Consider the following 18,925-nt stretch of genomic DNA (forward strand, 5'->3'; position numbering starts at 1 on the left):
TATGGGTGATCGGCATGATTATGTCGCCCTCGACTGGGTCAAAGGCGAAATTTCCGAAACGCTGAATCAAGCGCGGCAAGCCCTGGAAGCCTTTGTGGAAAGCCCCGAGGATACGACGCGCCTGCGTTTTTGCCTGACCTATATTCATCAGGTCCATGGCACCTTGCAGATGGTGGAATTCTACGGCGCAGCGCTGCTGGCCGAGGAAATGGAGAAACTCGCCCAGGCCCTGATGCACGGCACCTGCAGCCGGGAAAGCGAAGCGCTGGAAGTGCTCATGCAGGCGATCCTGCAGATGCCGGTCTACCTGGACCGGGTACAGACCGGACGGCGCGACCTGCCGCTGCTCTTGCTACCGCTGCTCAATGACATGCGCACCGCCCGCGGCGAGAAGCTGCTGTCGGAGAATGCCCTGTTCAGCCCCGACCTCAGCGCGGGCCGGGCCCCGGGGGGTGACCCGCAGGCGGACTACGCCAGCGACCAGGTGGCGCCACAGCTACGCAAGCTGCGCCAGGCCATGCAGATCGCCCATGCCGCCATCATCCGCGAGCAGAACGTACCGGCTAGCGCCCATCAGCTGGGCCGGGTCTTCGGCCGTCTCGAGCAGTTGTTCCAGGGCACCCCCTTTGCTGAGCTCTGGAGCATCTTCGCCGGCATCGCCGAAGGGTTGGAGCTGGGGACCATCGACAATGGCGCGGCGGTGCGGCAGCTGCTGCGCCAGGCCGATCGCGAGTTGCGCCAGCTGCAGGAAGAGGACGCCAGCATTGCCGAGCGGGCCCCGGCCCCCGAGTTGCTGCGCAACCTGTTGTTCTATATCGCCAAGAGCAGCGGTGACAGTCCGCGACTGGCCGGCTTGAAGCAGCAATACCAGCTGCAGACACTCTGGCAGGAAGACCGCCAGGCGCCAGGCAGTGACAGCCGCATGGTCGGGCCGGACCGCGGCACCATGGAGTCCGTTACCCAGGCCCTGGATGAAGAGTTGTTGCAGGTCAAGGAACGCCTGGACCTGTTCGTACGCAGCAGCGAGCGGCGGCCCCAGGCCTTGGCCGAGCTGTTGCCGGCCATGAAGCGCATTGCCGATACCCTGGCGGTGCTGGGCCTCGGCCAGCCGCGCCGGGTCCTGCAGGAGCAGGTCGAGCGGGTTGAGGCATTGAGCCGGGGCGATAGCGCCCCGAGCGATGCGCAGTTGATGGAAATTGCCGGCGGGGTGCTCTACGTAGAAGCCAGCATGCACGGCATCTTCGCCATCGACCGTGCGCCGGCCGAGGCCGAAGCGGAGCCCCGCCAGAGTCGGCAGTTGGTCGGTGCCCAGGACCTGCTCCAGGTGCAGCAGCAGGTGGTGCTGGAAGCCCGCAATGCCCTGGAACTGACCCGCGACGCGGTCAACGCCTTTATCGCCGGGCAGTGGGATCATGCCCAGCTGGAGCCTGCCGCTGAATTGCTCAACAGCGTGCGCGGCGGCCTGACCATGCTGCCCCTGGAGCGGGCCGCCGCTGCGGTCGCGGCGTGCCGCCAGTACCTGAGCCAGCAGCTGATTGCCCAGCGCAAGGTCCCGGACTGGGAAGCGCTGGACGCCCTCGCCGATGTGATTACCAGCATCGATTACTATCTGGAGCGGGTGGCCGAGGACGATGCCGACCGGGGGGACAGCATCCTGGCTGTCGCCGAAGAGCGGCTTCGCTTGCTGGGTTATGGGCCCGAGCAACTGGCCGGCGCCCTGGCCAACCCGAGCGCCGCCGAAGCTGTAGATGCCACGGCGGCGCCCGTCGCACCTGCGCAGCTGGATCAAGGCGAGGAAGATGAAGACGAGCTCGATCCCGAGCTGCTGGAGATCTTTATCGAGGAAGTCGGTGAAGTGCTCGAGGTCTTCGATGACTACCTGCCCCGGTGGCAGGCTGATATCGACGACAAGGCCGCGCGCACCGAGGTACGCCGCGGTTTCCATACGCTCAAGGGCAGTGGCCGGATGGTCCGGGCCGGTGTGCTGGCGGAGCTGGCATGGTCGGTGGAGAACATGCTCAACCGGGTCATCGATGGCCATGTCGAGGCGAGCCCGGCGGTGTTCACGGTGGCCAACGCCGTGCGCGCCCTGATCCCGACCCTGCTGGCGGATTTTGCCGCGGGCGACCAGCGTCAGCTGCCCGAGGTAGCGCAGCTGGCGAGCCAGGCCGACGCCCTGTCCCGTGGCGAAAGCCTGCCTGACCTGCTGATCGCGGCGCCGGCAGCCGTAGCCGCGCCGGACGCGGAGCCTGCGTTCATCGACACTCCTGCAGAGCCAGAGCCAGAGCCAGAGCCAGAGCCAGAGTCAGAGCCAGAGCCCGAATATGATATCGAGCTCGAGCCGCTGCCCCTTGATGCAGTGGAGTCTACGGTAGAACCGATGGCGGAGCTGCCGCAGGTGGAAGTGCTCGGCCCGGCCCAGGAGCTGGCCGACGACGCTGTCCAATCCAGCGACGAGTCGGTTGAAGCATCCCCGGTGCTCGAAGAAGCTGTCCTTGGCGAGGACAATCTGGAGCACGCTGGCGCAGCCGCAGAGGATGCGCCCATCGCTGCGGTCCCCGCGGCGCCGGAAACGCCTTTGGACCAAGATGGCCCGCTGGAAGCCGAACCGCTTGTCGCGGCGCGGCAGTTGGTGGAAGAGACCAGTCAGCCGGATCTCGATCCGTTGCTGTTGAAGATCTTCCGCGCCGAAACCCAGACCCATATCGAGCAGATCAACGGCTTTCTCGACCGGAGCGAGCACGAACTGCCGTGCCCGCTCAGCGATGGCCTGCAGCGGGCGCTGCATACCCTCAAGGGCAGCGCCCACATGGCCGGTATCCAGCCCATCGCCGTGCTGGCGACGCCGCTGGAAAAACTGGCCAAGGATTTCAAGGGCAACCTGATTCCCGCCGATCATGCCGTCATCGAATTGCTGCGTGATGCGGTCAGCATGCTGGAAGCCTGGCTGGAGCGGGCCGACGCCGCCTCGGCCGTGCCGGTCCCCGGGACCGAGGCCTTCCTCCAGCGGCTGGATGCCATCTACCGCGACGGTCTGGAGCGGCGCGACACCAGTCGCGCCGACCTGGAGTCCGAGGCCAGCCTGCTGTCGATCTTCCTCACCGAGGGGGTCGATCTGCTGCTGGACGCCGGGGACGAACTCGCCCGGTGGCCGGCTGCCATCGATCACCCCGCACTGGCCCGCGCCCTGCGGTCGCTGGCCGAGGTGGCGCAGGAAGTCGAACTGCCGCTGATTGAATCGCTGTGCCAGGGGCTGGAGGATGTGCATGAAGCATTGGCCAGCCAGCGCCTGCCGTATGCCGGCGAAGTCGCCGCTACCCTGGCCGTGGGGCATGAACGCCTGATCGGGATGATGGATCAGGTCGCCGCGCACCAGCATGTCCAGCCCGCTAGCGAGGAACTGGCGGCGCTGGCGGACCTGTTCCGGGTCTACAGCCTGCAGCCGGATGCCCTGCCCACTAACGAAACCGGTTCGGCGGCGTCCGCCGAAGACCGCTGGCACCTCGTCGAGGCCGGTACCGACGCCGAGTTGGTGGATATCTTCCTGGACGAAGCCCAGGAAATCCTCGACACCTCCGCCGCCAGCCTGCAACTGTGGCTGGGCGAGCCGAGCGATGAAGCCCCCCTGCATGCTCTGCTGCGCGACCTGCATACCCTCAAGGGTGGGGCGCGCATGGCGGAAATCCGCCCGGTCGGTGATCTGGCCCACGAACTGGAATTCCTCTACGAGGGCCTGCTGGCCCAGCGCTTCAGCCTGATTGAAGGGCTGCCTGAGCTGCTGCTGGCCTGCCAGGATAGCCTGACCGATATGGTCGAGGGCGTGATGGCGGGGCGGTCGATCAGCGACGGTATGGAACTGATCCGGGCGATCCGCGACTTCCGCGCCCAGCCCGACCAGCCGCCCCAGTGGAGCAGCCTGGCCGAGCCCGAACCCACCATGGAGGCCGAGATCGCACCGCCGCCCGCCGCCGAGCCGGCCGCAGGCGGGGAGATGTTCGGCATGTTCATCGACGAAGCCCTGGAGCTGCTGCAGCCCTGCGCCACGCTTCTGGCGCGCCACGGCACAGAGCCGCAGGCCACTGCCGAACTGCTGCACCGTATCCAGACCCTCAAGGGCAGCGCGCGTCTGGCCGGACGCCATGACGTGGCTGAACAGGCGCGGCACCTGGAAACCGCGCTGCAGCAAACCGATCCCGCGACGCTGCCTACGCTGGCCGGTGATCTGGCCGGACTGCAGGGGTTGATAGCACAACTGGCCGCTGGGCATCAGCCCGCCGTTGGCGACAGTCAGCTCGTTCCAGCATCGCCTGTCACGGTCACTCCAACCCCCGTGCCGGTGGCGCCGGAGCGGAGCTTGGCGGAGATCCGCGCCCTGTTGCAGCAGGCAATGGACGCGGGCAGCGGCCCCGGCCAGGCGGCCAACCGGGGCGCCGTGCAGGAAACCATCAAGGTCCCCGCCGGGCTGCTGGAGGAACTGGTCAACCTGGCCGGGGAGACCTCCATCTTCCGCGGCCGGGTCGAGCAGCAGGTCAGTGATATCAGCCAGACCCTGACCGATATGGAAGCCACCATCGAGCGGGTGCGCGATCAGCTGCGCCGGCTCGACATGGAAACCCAGGCGCAGATCCTCTCGCGCCACCAGGAAGAGATCGAACAGGGCTACGAAGACTTCGATCCGCTGGAGATGGACCGTTACTCCCAGCTGCAGCAGCTGTCGCGCTCGCTGTTCGAGTCGGCCTCGGACATGCTCGACCTCAAGGAAACCCTGGCCACTCGCAGCCGGGACGCCGAAACCCTGCTGCTGCAGCAGGCGCGGGTCAATACCGAGTTGCAGGAAGGTCTCATGCGTACCCGCATGGTGCCCTTCGAGCGGCTGCTGCCGCGCCTGCGCCGGGTGGTACGGCAGGTCTCCGGCGAGCTGGGCAAGCAGGTCAGCCTGGCGGTCGGCAGCGCCGAGGGCGAGATGGATCGCAGCGTGCTCGAACGCATGATGGGGCCGCTGGAACACATGTTGCGCAACGCCGTCGACCACGGCATCGAGCTGCCCGAGGTTCGCGCCGCCCAGGGCAAGCCGGAAGAGGGCAGCGTCACCCTGGATGTGCACCGCGAAGGCAGCGAGATTGTCATCCGCCTCAGTGACGACGGTCGCGGAGTCGATCTGCAGGCGGTCCGGGCCAAGGCAATCGAACGGGGGTTGATGGACGCCGATGCGGCGCTCACCGACCAGGAAGTACTGCAGTTCATCCTGCAGGCCGGCTTCAGTACCGCCCAGCAGGTGACGCAGATTTCCGGCCGCGGCGTCGGCATGGATGTGGTCAACGCCGAGATCAAGCAGCTGGGCGGCAGCATGACGCTGGCCACCGAAGCGGGGCAGGGCACCAGCTTCAACATCCGGCTGCCTTTCACCGTGTCGGTGAACCGGGCGCTGATGGTGTATTCCGGCGATGACCTGTACGCCATTCCGCTGAATACCATCGAGGGGATCGTGCGAGTATCCGGCTATGAGCTGGAAGCCTACTACGCGCCGGATGCACCGCCCTTTGAATATGCCGGCAAGACCTATGACCTGCGCTACCTGGGCGACCTGCTGGCCACCGGCCAGCAGCCGCGGCTCAGTGGGCACAGCCTGCCGCTACCGGTGATCCTGGTGCGGGGCGCCGAGCACAGCATGGCGGTGCAGGTCGACGCCCTGGCGGGCTCGCGGGAGATCGTGGTGAAAAGCCTCGGCAAGCAATTCGCCGTGGTGCCGGGTATCTCCGGCGCCACCATCCTCGGGGATGGCCGGGTGGTAGTGATCCTGGATCTGCTGGCGGTGATCCGCGTCCAGCAGGCGCTGTTGTCGCAACAACTGCTCGCCGCCGAGCGGGCCGCGGCCAACGCGCCCCAGGCCAACCGGTCGACCCAGGTGATGGTGGTGGATGACTCCATCACGGTGCGCAAGGTGACCACCCGCCTGCTGGAGCGCCACGGCATGGAGGTAGTGACGGCGAAGGACGGGGTCGATGCCATTGCCCGGCTGAAGGATTTCCAGCCCGACATCATGTTGCTGGATATCGAGATGCCCCGCATGGACGGCTTTGAAGTGGCGACCCTGGTACGCCACGACCAGCGGCTGAAGGATCTGCCGATTGTCATGATCACCTCCCGTACCGGCGAGAAGCACCGCGAGCGGGCACGCAGCCTGGGGGTGAACGAGTATCTCGGCAAGCCTTATCAGGAAACCCAGCTGCTGGAGGTCATCGACAGCCTGGTCCATCAATGTGATTGAGGCCCAGGCGCCTGCGATCGCGCTCCTGGTGAGCGATGAGGGCGGGCGCCGGGTTCTCGTCCGCACCCTCACCGGGCTGGGCTATCGGCTGGTCTTCGCTGCGGCGCCGGACCGGCTGCAGCTCAGCGAACTGAGGGCGGTGGCGGCGGACCTCTGGTTACTGGATGTACCGGACGAATGTGCCCTGAGTGACTGGTTGCTCGATTGCAGTCCGGTGCCGGTGCTGCTGGGCTCCGGTGAAATACCCCCGGCCCAGCACGAGGATCATGTGCGCTGGCAGCGCCGGCTGCGGAGCAAACTCGGCGAACTACTGGATGAGCCGCCGCAGGTGCCGTTGCTCCAGCCAGCGCTGGCCACGCCGGTGCTGCGTCAGCAGCGCAGCGTCTGGTTGCTGGGAGCGTCCCTGGGCGGGCCTGCGGCGGTCAAGCAGTTTCTCGATACGTTGCCGGCGGAGGCGCCGGTGGCCTTTGTCTATGCCCAGCATATCGACGCGGGGTTCGAGCACCAGCTGCCGCAGATTCTCGGGCGCCAGAACGCCTGGCGGATCCGCAACTGTATCGAAGGCAGCCAACTGCAGCATGGGGAAGTGTTGGTAGCGCCGATCAACCGCATGCTGGGCTTCGGTCCCGAAGGCCAGGCGCAGCTGCAGGACGGGCCCTGGCCGGGGGCCTACCAGCCGTCACTCGAGGCGCTGCTGGATCAACTGGCCGGCGCCTTTGCACCACACTGCGGCGCCATCATCTTCAGCGGCATGGGGGAGGACGGGGTCGCCGCCTGCGGCCGGCTGCGCCAGCAGGGCATGGAGGTCTGGACCCAGAGCAGCGCCACTGCCGCCTGCGCCACCATGCCCCAGGCGGTACGCAGCGCCGGCTTCAGCAGCCGCGAGGGATCACCGACCGAATTGGCGCTGGCCCTGCACCAGTGGCTTGAACAGGAACGTGCGCCGGACGCCTGAGGCGCGGCGTACAGCGAGAGGATAGAAACGATGTCAGATGCACTGGAAAGCCTGAATGGCCTGATTGTTCCGCTGGCCGGGCAGCCCTGGCTGCTGCCCAACGTGGCGGTGGCCGAGCTGGTGGGATATCGCCTGAGCCAGCCGGCAGTGGGCGGACCGGCCTGGCTGCTCGGCTGGACTCAGTGGCGCGACCAGCGGGTGCCCTTGCTCGACCCCGAGGTGCTGCTCGGCCAGCCGGGTGAGGAACCGACCCTGCCGCGCACGCTGATTCTGAACGCGGTCGGCGGGCACGCCGGCTTGCGCTTCATTGCCATCCGGGTCCGCGGTATCCCCCGCTCGAAGAAAGTGCTGCGCGGCGAGATCGAGACCGCGGGGGCGGCGGGTGCCTACGGCAGCCAGGTGGTACACCTGGCCGGCGAAGCGGATACGCTGTTGATTCCCGACCTGGCGGCCATGGAACAGGCGCTGGTGGACAGCGGCGCGCTGCCGGCCTGACCGTCTCGGCGGTCCAGGATCAGGCGTTAACGGGAACCACCAACCGGGCTTCGGTGCCGCCGCCAGCCCGATTGAGCAGCTGCACGCTGATGCCGTGGCTGTCGGCAATGCGCTTGACGATCGCCAGCCCGAGGCCGGTGCCCTTGGTGGAGCGGGCCCGGTCGCCGCGGATGAAGGGGGTGAACAGGTCTTCCCCTTCGCTCTGGTCGATGCCCGGGCCGCGGTCCAGCACGCTCACCACCACGCAGGGTTGAATGGCGCTCCGTTCCAGGTGCGTGCAGATCTCCACACCGGTGCCCCCGTGGTTCAATGCGTTTTCCACCAGGTTGGTCAGCAGCCGCTTGATCGACAGTCGCCGCAGGGCCAGCTCCGGCACCGGCTCTAGGCATAGCCGCACCAGCTGTTCGCTGGTATTAACCGGGGTGACCACCTCGCGGATGAGCTCATTGAGGTCGCAGGGCTCCAGGGGCTCGGCGCTGCCGTCGCGGATATAGGCCATGAACTGGTCGAGGATGGCGTCCATGTCCTCGATATCCCGGATCATCCCCTCGGTAAGCTCGGGCTCGACGCCGGACATCAGCTCGGTAGACAGGCGCATGCGGGTCAGGGGCGTGCGCAGGTCGTGGGACACCCCGGCGAGCAATAGCGCGCGGTCATTGTTGGCCTGCTCGACGTCCTGGGCCATCTGGTTGAAGGCGCGGTACACCTCGGCAATCTCCGCCGGCCCGCTGGTATCTAGCAGCCGCACACTGTGGCCTTGGCCGATGCGCTGGGCAGCACGTTCGAGCACCTTCAAGGGTCGGTTGAGCTGGCGCACGAAGATCCAGGCGGCGCCGGTGGAGAGCATGCCGATAAGGCCCAGCCAACTGACCACCAGCCAGATGCGATGCCCCCGCAGCGGGTGCGCGTACAGCGGCACCTTCAGCCACTGGTCACCGTAGTTCGGCTGATGCACCCAGATGGCCGGCTGGTCCACGGTCTGCACGCGAATCTCGGTCCGGTCACCCAGTTCATCACGCAACTGGTTGGTGAACACGCCGGAATAGGGCCAATGGATTTCCCCTGGCGGCACCTGGCTGTCGTGGACCAGCTCCATGCCGGATATGTCTTTCAGGTCGGCCCGGGCTTCGGGCCCGCTGGCCCAGTAGGCCTGCACCAGCAAGGCGGTGCCATGGCTGTACTGCCGGTCTACCAGCAGATCCTCGTTGCTCATCAGGTAGACCAGGGTGAGGATCTTGGAGAACAGCGTGACCAGCAACACCAGCAGCAGGGTGCGGGCAAAGAAGCTGCGGGGCAGCAGCGGGTGCCAGCCCGGGCCGCCCTTCACTGCTGCTGGCCGTCCGGCACGAACACGTAGCCGACACCCCAGACGGTCTGGATATAGCGGGGCTTGGAAGGATCAGGCTCCAGTAACCGGCGCAGGCGGGAAATCTGCACATCAATGGAGCGCTCCAGGGCGTCCCACTCCCGGCCGCGGGCCAGTTGCATCAGCTTGTCGCGGGTCAGCGGCACCCGCGGGTGGTGTACCAGCGCCTTGAGTACGGAAAATTCCCCGGAGGTCAGCATATGCACCTCGTCGCCGCGCTTGAGTTCACGGGTGGCCAGGCTGAGGACGAAATCACCGAAGGTGACTTCGTTGTCGTCGGTGGACGGCGCGCCGGGAATCTGCGGCGCCTGGCGGCGCAGTACGGCCTTGATCCGGGCCACCAGTTCGCGGGGGTTGAAGGGCTTGGGCAGGTAGTCGTCCGCGCCCAGCTCCAGACCCTGGATCCGGCTGGTCTCATCGCCCTTGGCGGTGAGCATGATGATGGGCGTGGTGGTGCCCCGTTCGCGCAGGCGAGCGCAGGCCTTGAGGCCATCTTCGCCGGGCAGCATCAGGTCCAGCACGATCAGCGAAAACAGCTCGCGATCCAGCAGGCGGTCCATTTGCGCGGTGTTCTCCACCGCCCGGGCGCGATAGCCCTGCTCGCTGAGAAAGCGCTCAAGCAGCCGACGCAGACGCGCGTCGTCATCCACGATCAGTATTTTTTCGCCTTCATTGCTCATAGGACCATCACCTTTTTCGAAGAAAGCCATTGTCGCTGATGCCAATCACAGCGGGAGCTGGCCATTGTTACAAGAGGTTTCCCGGGGCTGTCGACTAACCGATGGCAAACGCCAGGGGACCGGGCTGCATTCCGTGGCGGCGACTCGGTTATACTGCCGCGTCTGAAATGAACGATGTGGAATCCTAGCCATGGACAGTATTGCCTCGCGTATCGCTACCGAACTGGCGGTGCGCCCCGAACAGGTGGCCGCCACCGTCAGCCTGCTCGACGAGGGTGCCAGCGTGCCCTTTATCTCCCGTTACCGGAAGGAAGTGACCGGTAGCCTGGATGATACCCAGTTGCGCTACCTCGAGGAACGGCTGCGCTATCTGCGTGAGCTGGAAGACCGCCGTCACAGCATTCTGGCGAGCATTGCCGAGCAGGGCAAACTGACGCCCGAGCTGGAGCGTGATATCCGCCAGGCGGAGACCAAGACCGGCCTCGAAGATCTCTACCTGCCCTACAAGCCCAAGCGCCGCACCAAGGGCCAGATTGCCCTGGAAGCCGGCCTCGGCCCGCTGGCCGAGCAGCTCTACGCCGACCCCGGCCTGAACCCTGAGCAACTGGCCGCCGACTTTGTGAATGCCGACAAGGGCGTCGCCGATACCAAGGCCGCGCTGGATGGCGCCAAGTACATCCTGATGGAGCGCTTCAGCGAAGACGCGCGCCTGCTTGAACAGCTGCGCCAGGTGCTGCGCCAGGATGGTCGGGTAGTCTCGCGCCTGGTGCCGGGCAAGGAGCAGGAGGGGGCCAAGTTCCGCGACTACTTCGAATACGACGAACCGCTGCGCAATGTGCCCTCGCACCGGGCCCTGGCGATTCTGCGCGGGCGCAACGAGGGCGTGCTGAGCATTGCCCTGACGCTGGGCGATCCCGAGGCCCCGGCCACCGCCAGCCATCCCTGTGAGGGCATGATCGCCGACGCGGTACAGATCAGCGACCAGGGCCGGCCGGCGGACCGCTGGCTGCAGGAAGTGGTGCGCTGGACCTGGCGGGTGAAGCTGTCGGGGCACCTGGAGACCGAACTGCTCGGCGAGCTGCGCGAGGCGGCCGAAGATGAGGCCATCCGGGTTTTTGCCAGCAACCTCAAGGACCTGCTGCTGTCGGCCCCCGCCGGGCCGCGGGTCACCCTGGCGATGGACCCGGGCCTGCGCACCGGGGTCAAGCTGGCGGTGATCGATGCCACCGGCAAGCTGGTTGATACCGCCACTATCTTTCCCCATGCGCCGCGCAACCAGTGGGACCAATCGCTGGCGGTGCTGGCAACGCTCTGCCGCAAGCATCAGGTGAACCTGATCGCGATCGGCAACGGTACCGCCTCGCGGGAAAGCGACAAGCTGGCCGGCGACCTGCTCAAGCAGTGTCCCGAACTGAACATGCAGAAGATCACCGTCTCCGAAGCGGGCGCCTCGGTGTACTCGGCCTCGGAGCTGGCAGCCAAGGAATTTCCCGATCTGGACGTGACCTACCGCGGTGCGGTCTCCATCGGCCGACGGTTGCAGGATCCGCTGGCCGAATTGGTCAAGATCGAGCCCAAGGCCATCGGCGTCGGCCAGTACCAGCATGACGTGTCCCAGGTGAAGCTGGCGCGCAGCCTGGATGCAGTAGTCGAGGACTGTGTGAACGCCGTCGGGGTTGATCTCAACACCGCCTCCGTACCGCTGCTGACGCGGGTGTCCGGCCTCAACCCCACCATCGCCCGTAACATCGTCGACTACCGCGACCAGCACGGCGCCTTCGCCAGCCGTCGCGAGCTGCTGAAAGTCAGCCGGCTGGGGGACAAGACCTTCGAACAGGCGGCGGGCTTTCTGCGGGTGATGAACGGGAGCAATCCGCTGGATGCCTCGGCGGTCCATCCGGAAGCCTACCCGCTGGTGCAGCGTATTGCCGAGCAGACCGGCCGCGACATCCGCAGCCTGATCGGTGATTCGGCGTTCCTGCGCAAGCTGGATCCGGCGCGCTACACAGACCAGCACTTCGGGATCCCGACCATCACCGACATCCTCGCCGAGCTGGACAAGCCGGGTCGTGACCCGCGCCCGGAATTCAAGGCGGCAGCCTTCCAGGACGGCGTGGAGAAACTCAGCGACCTAGTGCCCGGCATGGTGCTCGAAGGGGTGGTCAGCAACGTAGCCAACTTCGGCGCCTTCGTCGATATTGGCGTGCATCAAGACGGCCTGGTGCATATCTCCATGCTCGCCGACAGCTTCGTCAAGGACCCGCGGGATGTGGTCAAGGCCGGTGATATCGTCAAGGTCAAGGTGCTGGAGGTGGATATTCCACGCCAGCGCATCAGCCTCACCATGCGCATGGGCGACCAGCCCGGTGCGGCCACCGGCGCGCGCAGTAGCGCACCGGCCAGTGAGCGCAACCGGCCCCGGCAACCGCGGGCAGACAAGCAAGGTGCTGGCTCCGGGCCGCAATCAGGTGGTACGTTTGCCAACCTGTTCGCCAATGCGAAGAACCTGAAGAAGCGATAACCATGAGCCGAAATCCGAAGCTGGACGCCATTCACGACAATCGTATGAGCCCCTTTACCGAGATGCTGGGCCTGCAACTGGTCAGCCTGGATGAAGAAGGCTGCGTCATGCGTCTGGACGTGAGCCCGCAGCATTTCAATACCACCCAGCGGGTCCATGGCGGAGTCATCTTCAGCCTGCTGGACTCGGCCATGGGCGCGGCGGTCTATGCGCGGCTGGACGCCCATGAGTCAACCGCTACCATTGAATGCAAGATCAATTACACCCGTGCGGTCACTGGCGGCGTGCTGGAATGCCGGGCCAAGGTCATGCATGCCGGTACCCGTACCATGGTGGTCGATGGCGAGGTGTGGCAGGACGGCGCGCTGGCTGCCAAGTGCCTGGGTACCTTCGCGCGCATCTGAAGTGGCCCGGCGTAGTGGCGACGGAGATCCGAAGCCGACCGTATTCACCGTTTGAGGAGTGGCACGCTTGTCACCATTGTTGAAGCAACGTCTCGAGCTGCTGGCCCAACCAGCCCTGCAGAACAGTCTCACCGCCTGCATGCATGGCATCGAGAAGGAGAGCCTGCGCATCGACGCCAGCGGCACCCTCTCGCAACGGCCGCACCCCGCCGGGCTGGGCTCCGCGCTGACCCACCCGACCATCACCACCGACTATTCCGAGGCGCTGATCGAGCTGATCACCCCGGTCAATCGGGATATCGACGGATTGTTCCAGCAGCTGGATGACATCCACCGCTTCACCTATGGCGAGCTGGGCGAGGAGCGCCTGTGGACCGAGTCCATGCCCTGCATATTGCCGGCCCGCGATGAGGATATCCCCATCGCCTGGTACGGCACCTCCAACGTGGGCATGCTCAAGCACGTCTACCGGCGCGGCCTGGCGGTGCGCTACGGCAAGCCGATGCAGTGCATCGCCGGCATCCACTACAACTTCTCGCTGGCGCCCGAGCTGTGGGAAGCCCTACGCCAGCAGGACGGGGATGCCCGCAGTACCCAGGACTTCCAGTCCGAGCGCTACGCGGCGTTGATCCGCAACTTCCGCCGTTACGCCTGGGTGCTGATGTACCTGTTCGGCGCCTCGCCGGCGCTGTGTGCGAGCTTTCTGCAGGGGCGCGATCACCAGCTACAGCCGTTGGGCGACAAGACTCTGTACCTGCCCTACGCGACCAGCCTGCGGATGAGCGACCTGGGCTACAACAACGACGCCCAGGCGGGCCTGAGTGTCTGCTACAACAGCCTGGACAGCTACATCGCCAGCATGAAGAAGGCCATCAGCCTGCCCTACGCGCCCTATGCGGCGATCGGCACCCACGATGCCGACGGCCAGTGGCAGCAACTGAATACCAACCTGCTGCAGATCGAGAACGAGTTCTACAGCTCGATCCGGCCCAAGCGGGTAACGCGCAGCGGCGAGAAGCCGGTGCATGCGCTGGCGTCCCGGGGGGTGGAGTATGTGGAAGTGCGCTGCATGGATATCGATCCGTTCGCCCCGCTGGGTATCGAGCCGAGCACGGCGCATTTCCTCGACAGTTTCCTGCTGTTCTGCGCCCTGGCCGAGAGTCCGGCCATGTCGGACGAAGAATGCCGCGCCAGCAACGACAACTTCGCGCTGGTGGTCAAGCGCGGCCGCGAGCCGGGCCTGCAGCTGACCCGCAAGGGCCAGCCCAGCGGCCTGAACGAATGGGGCGAGCACCTGCTGGACAATATCGCCGCCTGCGCCAGCCTGCTGGATCAGGCCGGCCAGACCACCGCCCACAGTGACAGCCTGGCGCTGCAGCGGGCCAAGCTGCGGGATCCGGCGCTGACCCCCTCGGCCCGGGTGCTGGACGCCATTGCCGCCCACGGCAACAGCTTCTTCCGTTTTGCCCTGGCCCAGTCCGAGGCGCACCGCGAGCATTTCCTGGCGCGGCCGCTGGAGGCTGCCAAGGCCGAAGCATTCGCCGCCATGGCGGCCCAGTCGGTAGCGGACCAGGTGGCCATGGAGCAGGCCGATAGCATCGATTTCGACAGCTACGTGGCGCAATACCTCAGCCAGTAGCCCCGGCGCGGTGGCCGGCGGACTTTCCGCAGCTGGCAGTTGTCTTATGCAGGGCGATCAATCACCGGTATGGTGATTGACCCCCAGGCAGTGGACCCAGCTAGACTGTGGAAAAATTCAAACCAAGGAGCCACCATGAAAGCCGTTCTGTGCAAAGCCTACGGACCTGCCAGCACGCTGTCGCTGGAAGAGGCTGCCGATCCGGTAGCCAAGGATAACCAGGTTGTTATCGACGTCCACGCTGCCGGCGTCAACTTCCCCGACACCCTGATCATCGAGGGCAAGTACCAGGTCAAACCGCCGTTCCCGTTCTCGCCGGGCGGTGAGGCTGCCGGTGTGGTATCCAGCGTCGGCAGCCAGATCACCCACCTGAAGCCGGGCGACCGGGTCATGGGGCTGACCGGCTACGGCAGCTTTGCCGAGAAGGTCACCGCCGCCGGCACCCATGTGCTGCCGATGCCCGATGACATGGACTTTGTCACCGCCGCCGGTTTCAGCATGACCTACGGCACCTCCATGCACGCATTGACCCAGCGCGGCAACCTGCAGCCGGGCGAGACCCTGCTGGTACTGGGTGCCTCCGGTGGCGTAGGCCTGGCTGCGGTAGAGATCGGCAAGGCAATGGGCGCACGGGTGATTGCCGCGGCCTCCAGTGACGAAAAGCTGGAAGTCGCCCGCCAGGCGGGTGCCGATGAGCTGATCAACTACAGCGAAGTCGAGCTCAAGGAGCGGGTCAAGGAGCTGACCGACGGTCACGGCGCCGATGTGATCTACGATCCGGTCGGTGGCGACCTGTTCGACCAGTCCATGCGCTGCATCAACTGGCGCGGGCGTCTGCTGGTGGTCGGCTTTGCCAGCGGCCGGATTCCCGAGCTGCCAGCCAACCTGGCACTGCTCAAGGGCGCTGCCGTGGTCGGCGTGTTCTGGGGCGCCTTCGTCACCCGCGAGCCGCAGGCCAATCTGGCGAACTTCCAGCAGCTGTTCCGCTGGCACAGCGAAGGCAAGATCAAGCCGCTGGTCTCCCAGACCTTCGAGCTCGACCAATACGAAGCAGCGCTGACCACCCTGACCACCCGCCAGGCCGTGGGCAAGATCGTCATCAAGACACGCTGAGGCTGCCGCGGGCGGCAGCCAGTCGCTAGCTAGAAGCTTGAAGCTAGAAGCAGGCCGGGGTGATCCCCGGCCCTGCTTGTTCTCCTGTCAGTAAACGCTTGACTCAAAAAATCCCCGACCCCCACCCTGATTACTTCCAGCTTCCAGCTTCCAGCTTCCAGCTTCCAGCTTCCAGCTTCCAGCTTCCAGCTTCCAGCTTCCAGCTTCCAGCTTCCAGCTTCCAGCTTCCAGCTTCCAGCTTCCAGCTTCCAGCTTCCAGCTCAGCTCCCGGCAAAACCGTGCTGGCGCCAGGCTTCATAGACCAGCACGGCGGCGCTGTTGGATAGATTCAAGCTGCGGTTGTTGGGGTACATGGGGATGCGCAGCACCTGCTCCGGGGGCAGGGCCTCGCGGACGTCGGCAGGCAGGCCGCGGCTTTCCGGGCCGAACAGGAACAGGTCCCCCGGCTGGTAGCTGATCTCGCTGTAACAGTGCCGGCCCTTGGTGCTGAGGGCGAACACCCGGTTGGGTTGTACCTTGGCCAGGCAACTGGCCAGATCACTGTGGGTCTGCACCGGCGCGTATTCGTGGTAGTCCAGGCCGGCGCGGCGCAGGCGCTTGTCATCCAGCTCGAAGCCCAGGGGTTCGATCAGATGCAGCTGGCAGCCGGTATTGGCGCACAGGCGGATGATATTGCCGGTGTTGGGCGGTATTTCGGGTTCGAGCAGGGCGATATGAAACATGGGGGTGCGTTCCGGAAAAAACCGCGCCAGTGTAACCGCAAACCCTCTGGGCCAGACAGGCAAAAAAAAGGCGACTCTAGCCTGCCTAACCAGAGTCACCCCAATACACCCACTGACATACTAAGCAGTTAGTGTGCCAGTTTCATTGCACAGCGGTGATCATTCGGTTTCATCATCGTCGTCGGCGCCCAATTCGAGGCCCAGATCCTTGATCTTGCGGGTCAGGGTGTTGCGCCCCCAGCCCAGCAACTGCGCGGCATCCCGGCGTCTGCCCGCGGTGTGCTTGAGGGCGGTCTCGATCATGATCCGCTCGAATACCGGCACCGCATGGTCCAGCAGCTGGGTCACCCCCCGGGCCAGTTCCTGGTCGGCCCAGGTGCGCAAACTCTGCTCCCAATGGCCATCCCCTGCACTGTCCTGGTGCTGGTTGAGCAGCTCCGGCGGCAGGTCTTCCACCAGTACCTCGCGGCTGGATGCCATGACGGTGATCCAGCGGCAGGTGTTCTCCAGTTGGCGGACGTTGCCCGGCCAGGGCAGGTTGCGCAGGTAGTCGCGGGTCTGCGGCTTGAGCACCTTGGGCTCGACCGCCAGCTCCTGGGCGGCCCGGGTCAGGAAATGCTGGGCCAGCGCGGGAATATCTTCCCGGCGTTCGGTAAGCCGCGGAATATGGATACGGATCACATTCAAGCGGTGGAACAGGTCCTCACGGAATTTGCCGGCCTGCACCAGCGCCTCCAGGTCCTGGTGGGTGGCGGCGATGATGCGTACATCCACCTTGACCGGGGTATGGCCGCCGACCCGGTAGAATTCGCTGTCCGCCAGCACGCGCAGCAGCCGGGTCTGGGTCTCGGCGGGCATGTCGCCGATCTCGTCGAGAAACAGGGTGCCGCCGTCAGCCTGCTCGAAGCGGCCGCGGCGCTGCATGGCGGCGCCAGTGAAGGCGCCCTTCTCGTGGCCGAACAGTTCCGACTCCATCAGATCATGGGGAATGGCCGCCATGTTCAGGGCAATGAAGGGGTTGCGCGCCCGCGGGCTGTGGCGGTGCAGGGCATGGGCCACCAGCTCCTTGCCGGTGCCGGATTCGCCATTGATCAGCACCGTGATATTGGAGTGGGACAGCCGGCCGATAGCACGGAACACCTCCTGCATCGCCGGCGCCTCGCCGATGATCTCGGGTGTGTGGCCGATATGACGGTCCGCTTCGTGGTCATCCTGCTCGCTGCTGTGGGCCAGCGCCCGGCGCACCAGGGATACCGCCTCGTCCACATCGAAGGGCTTGGGCAGATACTCGAAGGCGCCGCCCTGGTAGGAGGCCACGGCGCTGTCCAGGTCGGAATGGGCGGTCATGATGATGACCGGCAGCTTGGGGTAGCGCTCGCGGATACTCGATAGCAGTTCCAGGCCGCTGGTGCCCGGCATGCGGATATCACTGATCAGCACGTCGGGGCGTTGCTGACGCTGCAGGCGGGCCAGGGCGCTGTCGGCACTGTCGAAGCACAATGGCTGCATGCCGTCCTGCTGCAACGCCTTTTCCAGTACCCAGCGGATGGAGCGGTCGTCATCAACAATCCAGACGTTATCAGTTCGAGTCATTCTTCCTCTCCCGGAGTGAAATCCAGCGGCAGAAACAGGGTAAAGACGGTACAACCCGGCACGCTTTCGCATTCGATCAGGCCATGGTGCCGGGTGATGATGTTCTGGGTGATCGACAGGCCCAGGCCGGTGCCATCGGCGCGCCCGCTGACCATGGGGTAGAAGATGCTGTCGAGGATGCCGGGGGCGATGCCGGGGCCGTTGTCGAAGATCTCCAGCCGGCACACCAGGCGATGGCGACGCTGGCCGATGGTGAACTGGCGCAGCGTGCGGGTGCGCAGGGTGATCTGCCCGTGGCGGGTAATGGGCGCGGCCAGCAGCGCCTGCATGGCATTGCGGACAATATTCAGCACCGCCTGGATCAGTTGCTCCCGGTCGCCCATGAGGTCGGGAATGCTGGGGTCGTAGTCGCGCAGGATCTGCAGGTCGCCCTGGGTTTCCGCTTCGATCAGGCTGCAGACCCGCTCGGTAATTTCGTGGATGTTGATGCTGGTCAGCTGCGGCGGCCGGTAGGGGCCCAGCATGCGGTCCACCAGATTGCGCAGGCGGTCGGCCTCCTGGATGATCACGTCGGTGTAATCCTGCAGGTCGGCGTTGGGCAGCTCGCGGGCGAGTAGCTGCGCCGCACCGCGGATGCCGCCCAGCGGGTTCTTGATCTCGTGGGCCAGGCCGCGGACCAGCACCCGGGTCACTTCCTGTTTGGACAGTTGGGCTTCCTCCCGGGTGATGCGCAGCAGGCGGTCGCGCGGCAGCAGCTCCAGCAGCACCCAGTTGCGTTCCATGGCAGTGATCGGGGTTACCGAGTAGTCGGCGACCAGGGTCTGCCCATTGCTCAGGTTCAGTTGCGCTTCGCGCTTGGTGAACGGATGCCCGTTGACGACGGTGTTGCGCAGCGATTGCAAGGATTCCACCGAGTCGCTGAACAGGCTGTCGAGCCGTTGGCCGATCACCCGCTGGCCGCTGACTTCGAGCAGCATCTCGGCGGCGGGGTTCATGTAACTGGCGTGCAACCGGTCATCCAGCAGCAGCACCGCTGTGGTGAGGTTGTCCAGGATCTGGCGCAAAAAGGGATCAGGTAGCATAGGGCATATATCCACGACGCTGTGGGCAGCTGTTCCGCCAGCTGTTGCAAGAAGCGAACCAGATCAGCGCGTGGGTCCCGGGCTGTG

12 protein-coding genes are annotated in these 18,925 nt (G+C 65.6%); 7 read left to right on the forward strand and 5 right to left on the reverse strand.

Going from position 1 to position 18,925, the window contains the following annotated elements; translation table 11 throughout:
• The first annotated feature begins 1 nt into the window (after window position 1).
• From VG99_RS09010 to VG99_RS09020, 3 genes are read left to right on the forward strand one after another with little or no spacing between them, the layout of a single operon-like run.
• A complete protein-coding gene (locus VG99_RS09010; RefSeq protein WP_044499456.1) occupies window positions 2-6,268 on the forward strand; it encodes an Hpt domain-containing protein in 6,267 nt (2,088 codons plus the stop codon).
• Entirely contained in the window at window positions 6,261-7,223 is a 963-nt protein-coding gene (locus tag VG99_RS09015) for a chemotaxis protein CheB (RefSeq protein ID WP_052508756.1), read from the forward strand. The genes VG99_RS09010 and VG99_RS09015 overlap by 8 nt, the downstream gene beginning before the upstream one ends.
• A gap of 30 nt (window positions 7,224-7,253) precedes the next feature.
• Complete coding sequence (locus tag VG99_RS09020) at window positions 7,254-7,718, forward strand: chemotaxis protein CheW (protein ID WP_044499459.1); 465 nt, start codon at window positions 7,254-7,256, stop codon at window positions 7,716-7,718.
• A gap of 19 nt (window positions 7,719-7,737) precedes the next feature.
• Here VG99_RS09020 and VG99_RS09025 read toward each other — a convergent pair whose 3' ends face one another.
• Window positions 7,738-9,045 (reverse strand): ATP-binding protein, encoded by a 1,308-nt coding sequence (locus VG99_RS09025; RefSeq protein ID WP_239419867.1) that lies wholly within the window; start codon window positions 9,043-9,045, stop codon window positions 7,738-7,740.
• Entirely contained in the window at window positions 9,042-9,764 is a 723-nt protein-coding gene (gene ompR, locus VG99_RS09030; protein WP_044499460.1) for an osmolarity response regulator transcription factor OmpR, read from the reverse strand. The genes VG99_RS09025 and ompR overlap by 4 nt, the downstream gene beginning before the upstream one ends.
• Window positions 9,765-9,954: 190 nt before the next feature.
• Here ompR and VG99_RS09035 point away from each other — a divergent pair, with 190 nt between their 5' ends.
• The 4 genes from VG99_RS09035 (at window position 9,955) to VG99_RS09050 (ending at window position 15,441) form a co-directional block, all read left to right on the forward strand.
• Window positions 9,955-12,285 (forward strand): Tex family protein, encoded by a 2,331-nt coding sequence (locus VG99_RS09035; RefSeq protein ID WP_044499461.1) that lies wholly within the window; start codon window positions 9,955-9,957, stop codon window positions 12,283-12,285.
• Window positions 12,286-12,287: 2 nt separating this feature from the next.
• Complete coding sequence (locus VG99_RS09040) at window positions 12,288-12,689, forward strand: PaaI family thioesterase (protein ID WP_052508757.1); 402 nt, start codon at window positions 12,288-12,290, stop codon at window positions 12,687-12,689.
• 67 nt (window positions 12,690-12,756) lie between these two features.
• A complete protein-coding gene (gene gshA, locus VG99_RS09045) occupies window positions 12,757-14,328 on the forward strand; it encodes a glutamate--cysteine ligase (protein ID WP_044499462.1) in 1,572 nt (523 codons plus the stop codon).
• A 135-nt stretch (window positions 14,329-14,463) separates the two neighbouring features.
• Entirely contained in the window at window positions 14,464-15,441 is a 978-nt protein-coding gene (locus VG99_RS09050; protein ID WP_044499463.1) for an NADPH:quinone oxidoreductase family protein, read from the forward strand.
• Between the two features lie 260 nt (window positions 15,442-15,701).
• On the opposite strand, the gene trmL is transcribed toward VG99_RS09050, so the two are convergent.
• The 3 genes from trmL to glnL form a co-directional block, all read right to left on the reverse strand.
• On the reverse strand, window positions 15,702-16,163 hold the full coding sequence (gene trmL, locus VG99_RS09055; RefSeq protein ID WP_044499464.1) for a tRNA (uridine(34)/cytosine(34)/5-carboxymethylaminomethyluridine(34)-2'-O)-methyltransferase TrmL: 462 nt from the start codon (window positions 16,161-16,163) through the stop codon (window positions 15,702-15,704).
• A gap of 159 nt (window positions 16,164-16,322) precedes the next feature.
• A complete protein-coding gene (gene ntrC / locus VG99_RS09060) occupies window positions 16,323-17,756 on the reverse strand; it encodes a nitrogen regulation protein NR(I) (RefSeq protein ID WP_044499465.1) in 1,434 nt (477 codons plus the stop codon).
• Window positions 17,753-18,838, reverse strand: coding sequence for a nitrogen regulation protein NR(II) (gene glnL, locus VG99_RS09065; RefSeq protein ID WP_044499466.1), 1,086 nt, complete (start codon window positions 18,836-18,838; stop codon window positions 17,753-17,755). Before glnL ends, ntrC begins: the two co-directional genes overlap by 4 nt.
• Between the last annotated feature and the right edge of the window lie 87 nt (window positions 18,839-18,925).

The organism is Pseudomonas saudimassiliensis, from assembly GCF_000939975.1.
GTDB classification, from domain to species: Bacteria; Pseudomonadota; Gammaproteobacteria; order Pseudomonadales; family Pseudomonadaceae; genus Halopseudomonas; species Halopseudomonas saudimassiliensis.

What these genes read in the sequence shown, in the direction of transcription:
- VG99_RS09050 (WP_044499463.1), top strand. Translation starts at nt 14,464, where the DNA reads ATGAAAGCCGTTCTGTGCAAAGCCTACGGACCTGCCAGCACGCTGTCG.
- VG99_RS09035 (WP_044499461.1), top strand. Translation starts at nt 9,955, where the DNA reads ATGGACAGTATTGCCTCGCGTATCGCTACCGAACTGGCGGTGCGCCCC.
- ntrC (WP_044499465.1), bottom strand. Translation starts at nt 17,756, where the DNA reads ATGACTCGAACTGATAACGTCTGGATTGTTGATGACGACCGCTCCATC.
- glnL (WP_044499466.1), bottom strand. Translation starts at nt 18,838, where the DNA reads ATGCTACCTGATCCCTTTTTGCGCCAGATCCTGGACAACCTCACCACA.
- trmL (WP_044499464.1), bottom strand. Translation starts at nt 16,163, where the DNA reads ATGTTTCATATCGCCCTGCTCGAACCCGAAATACCGCCCAACACCGGC.
- VG99_RS09020 (WP_044499459.1), top strand. Translation starts at nt 7,254, where the DNA reads ATGTCAGATGCACTGGAAAGCCTGAATGGCCTGATTGTTCCGCTGGCC.
- VG99_RS09010 (WP_044499456.1), top strand. Translation starts at nt 2, where the DNA reads ATGGGTGATCGGCATGATTATGTCGCCCTCGACTGGGTCAAAGGCGAA.
- VG99_RS09040 (WP_052508757.1), top strand. Translation starts at nt 12,288, where the DNA reads ATGAGCCGAAATCCGAAGCTGGACGCCATTCACGACAATCGTATGAGC.
- ompR (WP_044499460.1), bottom strand. Translation starts at nt 9,764, where the DNA reads ATGAGCAATGAAGGCGAAAAAATACTGATCGTGGATGACGACGCGCGT.